This window comes from Rhodosalinus sp. 5P4 (assembly GCF_041365695.1).
Lineage (GTDB): Bacteria > Pseudomonadota > Alphaproteobacteria > Rhodobacterales > Rhodobacteraceae > Rhodosalinus.
In genome coordinates, this window is sequence record NZ_JBGFSJ010000001.1 from 596,400 (window position 1) to 604,420 (window position 8,021).

Below are 8,021 nucleotides of genomic sequence, written 5' to 3' on the forward strand. Positions count from 1 at the left end.
CCGGGACGCGTCAGCCTGCGATGCGGTGTGTCCGGTCCTCGTATGCCGCTGTCGGCGCCAGGGCGCTCCTTGCCGGCCCGGCTTCCGTGGCGGGACCGTCGGCGCCGCGGAAACGGGCCACCACCTCGGACAGGCTTTCGGCGCGTTCCTGCAGGACAAGGCTTGCCGCCGAGGTTTCCTCGAACATGGCCACGTTCCTTTGCGACATCTGGTCGAGTTCGTGCATCGCGCCGTTGATCTCGTCGACCGCGCTCGACTGCTCGGTCGCGGAGAGGGAGATCGCACTGACGTGCTCCGACAGGGTCGCGACCTCCTCTCCGATACGCGTCAGCGCCTCGGCGGCGGTGCCGGCGATCTGCACGCCCTTGTCGATCCTGGCGTCGGACTCCGAGATGAGCGTGCCGATCCGCTCGGCGGCGTCCGCCGAGCGTTGCGCCAGCGCGCGCACCTCGTCCGCGACGATGGAAAAGCCCCGACCCGCGTCGCCCGCCCGGCTCGCCTCGACATTGGCGTTGAGCGCGAGCAGGTTGGTCTGGAAGGCGATCTCGTTGATGACGCCCGTGATCTGGCCGATCTCGCGGGACGCCTCCTGGATGTCGCGCATGGTCTGCTCGGCGCTCTGGACGACGGACTTCGACTCCTCGGCGCGCTTGTGCGCGGAGGCGGCGCGGCTTTCGGCATTGGCGGCCGCGGCGGCCTGCTCGCGGATCCGTGCGGCGATCCTGTCTGCCGCACCGACGATTTCGGCAAGCGTCGCGGCCTGCTTCTCGCTGCGTTGCGAAAGCGTCGTCGAGGCTCCGGCGATGCTCTGGGTTTCGGAACGCACGGCCTCCGCGCTGGCGTGAACCGACGCGATGGCCTGCGAAAGTTCCGTGCAGGCGCCGTTGAAGTCGTGGCGCAGATCCTCGTAACGGCCCGCGAAGACGTCGTCGATCCGCGCGCCCAGATCGCCGTCCGCGAGCGCATGAAGGGCCCGTTGCAAGGCGGCGACGACCGCCGTGCGCTCCTCCTCGAGGCAGGATTGCTCCGCCGCCCGCCGGGCGGCCTCCGCCCGGGCGCGGGCATCGGCGTCGGCCCGCTCGGCCTCCAGGCGGTTGCGGCTGCGGATCGCCCACCAGAGCGCGCCGGCCTCGATCGTCACGACGAGGCCGTGGAAGAGCGTGCGCGACAGATCGTTGGCGAGGCCGAGCGAGGGGTAGATCAGCGCGGGCAGCGCCAGGGTGAGCATCAGGTGATGTGCGGCGATCGCGGCGGCGGCGGCCAGCACTGCCACCTCGTCGGACATGACGAGCGTCGCCGCGAGAAGGGCGAAGAAGATCATGTGACTGTCGAGCTGCCAGGCATGTCCCGCGAGCGCCGCGGTAATCGCGATGGCCTGACCGACGAGGCCCAGCGCCGCGGCGATCCGGCCCATGCGTCCGGCCGCGCTTGCGCCCAGGGCGCCCAAGCCCGCGAAGAGCGCCGCGGCCAGAAGCGGCGGCCAGACGGGATTGCCGGCGACCGCCGCCGCCAGCGCGGAGAACGGAACAAGCGCGAAGCAAAGCCGCACGATCAGTCGCAGCCCCGCGTTGCGGGCGACCTCCAGCCCGGTTTCGGTGTCGGTGGCGGCGGTCATGCCCGGCCTCCGCAGATGGCGGCGAAAATACCCGCATTGGCCACCGCCCAGGCGCCCTGCGCGCGGAGCGCGGGCGCGAAACCCGGCCCGGAGAACTGGGCGAGGCGCCCGAAGGGTGGCGAAACCGGCGCGACCGGCCAGCCGCCGGCCTCCCGGATCATCGTGTCGATCCCGGCCCAGGGCGGGGCCACCACCAGAACCGGGGCGCCCGGCCGCGGCGGCGCGCCGGTGAGCGCGAGCACCGGCCCCGAGACGAGCATGGCGAGACAGAGCATGGCGAGAGCGAGTTGCGGCATCGGGCGCCTCCCTTCCGGATGCCGAATCGCTATCATGCGAGAGCTTTTGAAACGTTTAACGCCTCAGCTGCCGCCGGCGGTCTCCAGACGCTCGACGGCGCGGACCCAGAGCGCCTCGGCGCGGTCCAGCCCTTCCATGACCTCGGCGTACTTGCGCTGCCAGACCGTGGCCTCATCGGTGCGTTCGGGCGCGTAAAGCTCCGGATCGGCGAGCTTTTCCGCCAGCCTGTCGCGCATCTCGGTTAGCTTTTCGAGGCGCGCCTCGCATTTGCGGACCTCCTGGCGCAACTCGGCCATCCGCTCGCGCGAGGGCCGGCGCGGCCGTTCGGGCGCGGCGGGCCGGGGCGCGTCGCGCGGCGCCCTGGACTCTTCCAGAAGGAAGCGGCGGTAGGCGTCGAGATCCTCGTCGTAAGGCGCCACCGTCCCGCCCGACACCAGCCAGAGCCGGTCGGCCACGAGATTGAGCAGATGCATGTCGTGAGAGACGAGGATCACCGCGCCGCTATAGGCGTTGAGCGCCTCGACGAGCGCCTCGCGGCTTTCCATGTCGAGGTGGTTGGTCGGCTCGTCGAGGATCAGCAGATGCGGCGCGTCGAGCGTCGCCAGCAGGAGCGCCAGCCGCGCCTTCTGCCCGCCGGACAGGCGCACGGTGACCGTATCGACCTGCTCGGCATGAAGCCCGAATCCCGCAAGCCGCGCGCGAAGCTTCGCAGGGGGCACGTTCGGCCGGGCGCGGGCGAGATGCTCGAGCGGTGTCTCGCCTTCGCGCAGCTCATCTAGCTGGTGCTGCGCGAAATAGCCCACGCGCAGCTTCGCGGCGGTGGTCTTGCGACCTTCCATCAGCGGCAGCCGGTCGGCGAGCAGCTTGGCGAGCGTGGATTTGCCCTGGCCGTTCCGCCCGAGGAGCGCGATGCGGTCGTCCTGGTCGATCCGCAGGTCGAGCCGCCGCAGCACCGGCGTGCCGTCGTACCCCGCCGCGCCGCCCTCGATGCGGATGATGGGCGGCGAAAGCGCCTCGGGCTCGGGGAAGGTGAAGACCTGCCTGGCCGCCTCCTCTGGGGCCGCGATCGGGTCCATCCGCTCGATCATCTTGATGCGCGCCTGCGCCTGGCGCGCCTTGTTCGCCTGGTAGCGGAACCGGTCGACGAAGCTTTGCATGTGGGCGCGCCGCGCCTCCTGCTTCTTCGCCTCGGCCGCCTGCACGGCGCGGCGTTCGGCGCGGGCGCGCGCGAAACGGTCGTAAGTCCCCGTCCAGAGCGTGAGCTTGCGGTCCGAAAGCTCTAGGATCGCGCCCACGGCGCGGTTCAGCAGGTCCCGGTCGTGGCTGATGACGATGACCGTGTGCGGGTAGCGTGCGAGGTAGCTCTCGAGCCAGAGCGCGCCTTCGAGGTCGAGGTAGTTGGTGGGCTCGTCGAGCAGCAGCAGGTCGGGCTGCGCGAAAAGCACGCCAGCGAGCGCCACACGCATCCGCCACCCGCCCGAGAAGGCCGAGCATGGCATCGCCTGTTCCGCCTCGGTGAAGCCGAGCCCCTTCAGGATCGCTGCCGCGCGCCCCTCGGCCGACCAGGCGTCGATGTCCGCGAGACGCGTCTGGACCTCGGCGATCCGGTCGGGATCCTCGGTCGTTTCGGCCTCGGCCAGGAGCCCCGCGCGCTCGGCGTCGGCGGCGAGCACGGTGTCGAGGAGCGACACCGCGCTCGCCGGCGCCTCCTGGGCGACGCCGCCGATGCGCGCGCGGGACGGCAGCTCGATCCGTCCGCCCTCCAGCGCCAGCTCGCCGCGGATCAGGCGAAAGAGCGTGGACTTGCCCGTGCCATTCCGCCCCACGAGCCCCACCTTATGCCCGGCGGGAATCGTGGCGGAGGCCTCCTGGAACAGCGGGGTGCCTTCCATGGAGAAGGAGATGTTCTCGATACGCAGCATGTGCGCTCTCTAGCAGCGGCGCAGGCCGGCATCCAGCGGGGCTTTGGCCCATCGCGACGACATGCCCCCCGGGGGCCGGCGCGCGCGCGCCTACCGCCGGGCGGCCGAGGCGTTTCCCGGGTTTTCAAGGGCGGGTCTGCATGCTAGGCGCACGCCCGACGTGACCGGGCGGGCATGGGGCGCGCCCATCATTTCTTGCGAGGACAGACCGATATGGCCACCGAACGCACGCTGTCGATCATCAAGCCCGACGCCACCCGCCGGAACCTCACCGGCAAGATCAACGCCAAGTTCGAGGAGGCGGGACTGCGCATCGTCGCGCAGAAGCGCATTCGCATGACGATCGAGCAGGCGCAGACCTTCTACGCCGTCCACAAGGAGCGCCCCTTCTTCGGCGAACTCAGCGAGTTCATGGCATCCGCACCGGTCGTCGTGCAGGTGCTCGAGGGCGAGGGCGCGATCGCGAAGAACCGCGAAGTGATGGGCGCGACGAACCCCGCCGATGCCGCGCCGGGCACCATCCGTGCGGAGTTCGCGGAATCGGTCGGCGAGAACTCGGTGCACGGCTCCGATGCGCCCGAGACCGCTGCGCAGGAGATCGCGTTCTTCTTCTCCGAGCTCGAGATCGTCGGCTGATCGCAGTCGTTCAGTGACCGTAGATGGCCGCCGCCGCATCCGCGCCGGCGGCCTTTTCGTGCCCGGAGGGCGCGTGGTCGCCACGCACCGCGCCAACCCGGGGCGGCCGTGCGCACCGCACACCCGACCGGCGTAGGGTGCGTGCTCGCCACGCACCACACCGGCCCCCCGACCGCGTGCTCGTCACACACCGCGCCCGCGCGCTTCTTTCATGGGCGAAGGCCCGGGCCTCAGACTGCCTCGGCGGCGCGTGCGGCCGCGAAGGCGCAGATCGTCTCCAGCGCTTCGGTGAAGGCGTCATCGGGCACCGTCATCGCCACCCTGACATGGCCCGCCGCGGCGCGCCCGAAGCTTTCCCCGGGCATCACGGCGATGCGGTGCGCGTCGAGCAGCCCATCCGCGAAGGCGATGCCCGAAAGCCCGGTGCGGCGGATGTCGAGCATCACGTACATCGCCCCCTCGGCGGGCACGAGGCCCACTGCCTGCTGGCGCGCGAGGATGTCCCGCGCCAGCGCGCGGCGGCGGCGGAAGGGGGCCGCCACCGCCTCCTCGAGATCGGGACGCGACAGGGCGAAGATGCCCGCGTCCTGGATGTAGCCCGGCACGCCGTAGGTGGTCACGGTGGCGAGGTCTATGAGCCGCGCGACCGCCTCTTCCGGCCCGACGATCCAGCCCAGCCGCGAGCCCGTCATGGCGTGGCTCTTCGACATGGAGCCCACGACGAGCGTGCGCGCGGCCATGCCGGGCAGGGCGCACGGAGAGACGTGCGCTCCCTCCCAGACCTGGGTGTCGTAGACCTCGTCCGAGACGACCCAGAGATCATGCGCCTCGGCCACGCGGGCGAGGCCCTCGAGCGTCTCGCGGCGATAGACGGCGCCCGTCGGGTTGTTGGGCGTGTTGACGAGGATCGACCGCGCGCCCGCGGCCTTCTCCGCCACCGCCTCCGCCTGCGGCTGGAAGCCGTCCTCGGCCCGGGTCTCCACCCGCACCGCCTCGGCGCCCGCCGCGCGGATCGTGCCGGGGTAGGTGGCGTAGTAGGGATCGAGGTAGAGCGCCCGGTCGCCCGGGTCGCAAAGCGCCATGTGCGCGGCGAAGAGGCCGGCCTGACCGCCCGGCGTGATCAGCACGTTCTCCCGGCCCGTCGGCACGCCCGTGCGCGCGGCGACCCGCTCGGCGACGGCGTCCCGAAGCGCGTCGACGCCCGGCACCATGGCGTAGCCCGTGTGCCCGGCCGCCGCCGCCGACTGCATCGCCGCGAGAATCTCGGGGTGGGTCGGCACGTCGTGCTCGCCCACGGTGAGTTCGGTCACCGGCTGTCCCGCCGCCTTGAGGGCGCGCGCGCGATAGAAGAGCTCCCAGCCGTCCGAGCCGCCTTCGTTGAGCGTCCTGATCCGTCTCGAGAGTTCCATGCAAGTCCCCTTTCGCCACCCGCGGCGGAAAGGACCGCCGGCGGCCGGCGATGTCAACCGCCGCGGGCGGCGCGTCAGTCCGCGGCGGCGATCCGGGCGCGTTCGGTGTCGGGAAGCTCTTGCAGCGCCCGGTCATGGCTGTCGCGGATCCGGCGCTTCAGCACGTCCTCGGAGGTGGAAGATATCTCCACCGCGATCCAGCCGTCATGGGGCAGGAACGGGGCCATGCCGGTATAGGCGGCCCTCAGGCGTTCGGCGGCGCTTTCGGCCCCGTCGGCCCTGAGCGACAGGGCCTCGCCGCCATCGGCGAGAAGCGCGAAGGCCCTGGAGCCCACCATCCAGCAGGTGAGGCCCGCGCCGAACGGGTTGTCCCGGCGCGCGCCGGGCAAGCCGTCGCAATAGGCGATGGTGTCGTCGTGCATCATGGACTGAGTCATGCCCGAGCGGGGCCTGTCGCGCAACGCTCTTGGCAGGGCCGGCGCGTGTTGTTACAGGAACTTCATGACCACCGTCGCCACATGCATTCGCATCTGCATTATCCGCTGAGTCACGGCGGCGGGACGGTCTTCACTTTCCATTTCCGGACGAGATCGCTAAGCCCGCCGCGGCAGACCCGCCAGAGGGACGCGCGCCATGACCGAGATCCGCCTGACCAACAGCCAAACCCGCCGGAAGGAGGCGTTCGCGCCGCTCGATCCCGGCAACGTGCGGATGTATGTCTGCGGGCCCACGGTCTACGACCGCGCCCATCTGGGCAACGCGCGGCCCGTCATCGTCTTCGACGTGCTCTACCGGCTGCTGCGCCATGTCTACGGCCCCGGGCACGTGACCTACGTGCGCAACATCACCGATGTCGAGGACAAGATCATCGCCCGCGCGCAGGAGCGCGGCATCGGGATCGACGAACTGACCCGGCAGACCACCGAGTGGTTCCACGAGGACATGGCCGCGCTTGGCGTTGACTATTCCGACGACCCGCGGTTCCGCGAGCCCCACGCGACCGATTTCATCCCCCAGATGATCGCCATGATCGAGGCGCTCATCGCCCGCGGCCACGCCTACGAGGCCGAGGGACATGTCCTGTTCGCGGTGGGCAGCTACGCGAATTACGGACGCCTCTCGGGCCGCTCGGTCGAGGACATGATCGCGGGCGCGCGGGTGGAGGTGGCGCCCTACAAGCGCGACCCGATGGATTTCGTCCTCTGGAAGCCGTCGACGCCGGAAGAGCCCGGCTGGGAGAGCCCCTGGGGCCGCGGCCGGCCGGGCTGGCACATCGAGTGCTCGGCGATGAGCCACGCGCTTCTCGGCGTGTCCTTCGACATCCACGGCGGCGGCAACGACCTCATGTTCCCCCACCACGAGAACGAGATCGCGCAATCCTGCTGCGCCCATCCCGAGGGCAGCTTCGCGCGCTACTGGCTGCACAACGAGATGCTGCAGGTGGAGGGCAAGAAGATGTCGAAATCCCTCGGCAACTTCTTCACGGTGCGCGATCTTCTGGAGGGCGACTGGAGCGGCGGCTGGAAGGTGCCCGGAGAGGTGATCCGCCTCGTCTTCCTGCAGACCCATTACCGCAAGCCCATGGACTGGACCGAGGAGAAGGCGCGGGAGGCGAAGCGGCTCATCTTCGACTGGCACAAGCAGACCATGGATCTCGAACCGACACCGCAGGCTTCGTTCCGCCCGAGCGACACCATGCTCGACGCGCTTGCGGATGATCTGAACACGCATGAAGCCCTCAATGTTCTCAAGAGGCTTAGAAACGAGCCGCAGCGGCTCTTGGACAATGCGCGGTTTCTCGGATTCCTGTCGGACGAGGCACGAGAACGGTTTCGGCAGGAATGGCTCGCGATGAGTAGCGGAACCGGCTCCAGCCCGAGCCTTGCAGAGCTCGGCCGCAAGCTGGATGAGCTGCGGAAAATGGCCATGCAGACCAAGGACTTCTCCGAGGTGGACCGGCTGAAGGCTGCGCTCGTCGCGGCCGGGGTGGAGGTCCGGATGAGCAAGGCGGGGGTGGAGCTATTGCCCGCCGCAGGTTTCGATCCGTCGAAGCTGGAGCCTTTGGAAGAAGAATGGCCGGACGAATGGGAGTGACGGGGGAAGCTGCCATGTGCCCCGCCCGGGCCAGCGGCCCGGGGGGAG

7 protein-coding genes are annotated in these 8,021 nt (G+C 70.2%); 2 read left to right on the plus strand and 5 right to left on the minus strand.

What is annotated here, in order from left to right; translation table 11 throughout:
* Nucleotides 1-10: 10 nt before the first annotated feature.
* The 3 genes from AB6A69_RS02885 to AB6A69_RS02895 form a co-directional block, all read right to left on the minus strand.
* The gene (locus tag AB6A69_RS02885; RefSeq protein WP_371059601.1) at nt 11-1,615 is read right to left on the minus strand and encodes a methyl-accepting chemotaxis protein; all 1,605 of its coding nucleotides are present in this window, start codon (nt 1,613-1,615) and stop codon (nt 11-13) included.
* On the minus strand, nt 1,612-1,911 hold the full coding sequence (locus tag AB6A69_RS02890) for a hypothetical protein (RefSeq protein ID WP_371059602.1): 300 nt from the start codon (nt 1,909-1,911) through the stop codon (nt 1,612-1,614). Before AB6A69_RS02890 ends, AB6A69_RS02885 begins: the two co-directional genes overlap by 4 nt.
* Nucleotides 1,912-1,974: 63 nt before the next feature.
* Nucleotides 1,975-3,834 (minus strand): ABC-F family ATP-binding cassette domain-containing protein, encoded by a 1,860-nt coding sequence (locus AB6A69_RS02895; protein ID WP_371059603.1) that lies wholly within the window; start codon nt 3,832-3,834, stop codon nt 1,975-1,977.
* 213 nt (nt 3,835-4,047) lie between these two features.
* Between AB6A69_RS02895 and ndk the strand changes: the two genes are divergently transcribed.
* A complete protein-coding gene (ndk, locus tag AB6A69_RS02900; RefSeq protein WP_371054277.1) occupies nt 4,048-4,470 on the plus strand; it encodes a nucleoside-diphosphate kinase in 423 nt (140 codons plus the stop codon).
* Between the two features lie 230 nt (nt 4,471-4,700).
* On the opposite strand, the gene AB6A69_RS02905 is transcribed toward ndk, so the two are convergent.
* Nucleotides 4,701-5,879, minus strand: coding sequence for a pyridoxal phosphate-dependent aminotransferase (locus AB6A69_RS02905; RefSeq protein WP_371059604.1), 1,179 nt, complete (start codon nt 5,877-5,879; stop codon nt 4,701-4,703).
* Between the two features lie 74 nt (nt 5,880-5,953).
* The gene (locus AB6A69_RS02910; protein ID WP_371059605.1) at nt 5,954-6,316 is read right to left on the minus strand and encodes an MmcQ/YjbR family DNA-binding protein; all 363 of its coding nucleotides are present in this window, start codon (nt 6,314-6,316) and stop codon (nt 5,954-5,956) included.
* 196 nt (nt 6,317-6,512) lie between these two features.
* Here AB6A69_RS02910 and cysS point away from each other — a divergent pair, with 196 nt between their 5' ends.
* The gene (gene cysS, locus AB6A69_RS02915) at nt 6,513-7,973 is read left to right on the plus strand and encodes a cysteine--tRNA ligase (protein WP_371059606.1); all 1,461 of its coding nucleotides are present in this window, start codon (nt 6,513-6,515) and stop codon (nt 7,971-7,973) included.
* Nucleotides 7,974-8,021 lie beyond the last annotated feature (48 nt).